The sequence below is a fragment of the Acetobacter sp. DsW_063 genome, from assembly GCF_002153745.1.
In the GTDB taxonomy this organism is placed as follows: Bacteria; Pseudomonadota; Alphaproteobacteria; order Acetobacterales; family Acetobacteraceae; genus Acetobacter.
The window spans coordinates 1-507 of record NZ_JOPL01000170.1 but is presented as its reverse complement, the minus strand read 5'-3'; the positions used below and the strand labels follow the sequence as shown (position 1 = coordinate 507).

Genomic DNA, 507 nt, shown 5'->3' with positions numbered 1-507 from the left:
GGTCGGACCATGAGGCGGACAACGCCAGTCGGTCCGCCTGCGCCGGACACGCCGCTGGCGTCTCTGGCCGACCTCAAGGCGGATCTCGGCATTACGGACGCGTCGCAGGACGCGAAACTCACGCTGTTGCTGCAGGACGCGTCGTCCATGGCGCTCGCCTATATCGGGCGTCCGCTGATCGACCGGGCGTGGCGCGACGTGATCGAACCGGGGTGCGACGCGCGCCGGTCGGATCTTGTTCTGGGCCGTTAGGAGCGCGCATGAGGATAGCCTGACGCCGTTCCAGCGGGCGATGGAGGATCTTAACAAGGCGGCGTCGCCGCTGCTCGACACGCTGGAGAAGCTGGCGACGGGCATCGGAACCAAACTGCTGAACGGCGTGACCTCTCTTCTGAACTTGCTGCCGCACAGCGACGCCGCCAGTCAGAGCGCGTCCGGAACGCATGTCGTCACAAATCCGTCCAGCGGCACGCTGGGGATCATGCAGATCAATCCGGCCTACAGCTC

2 protein-coding genes are annotated in these 507 nt (G+C 65.9%); both read left to right on the top strand.

All coding sequences use genetic code 11. The features are described from left to right. A partial coding sequence (locus HK28_RS13605; protein WP_198945904.1) for a phage head-tail connector protein occupies positions 1-252 on the top strand: 252 nt, incomplete at its 5' end. Continuing rightward, the coding region (locus HK28_RS13600; protein WP_143217444.1) for a hypothetical protein at positions 236-507 on the top strand (272 nt) is incomplete at its 3' end. The genes HK28_RS13605 and HK28_RS13600, both read left to right, overlap by 17 nt.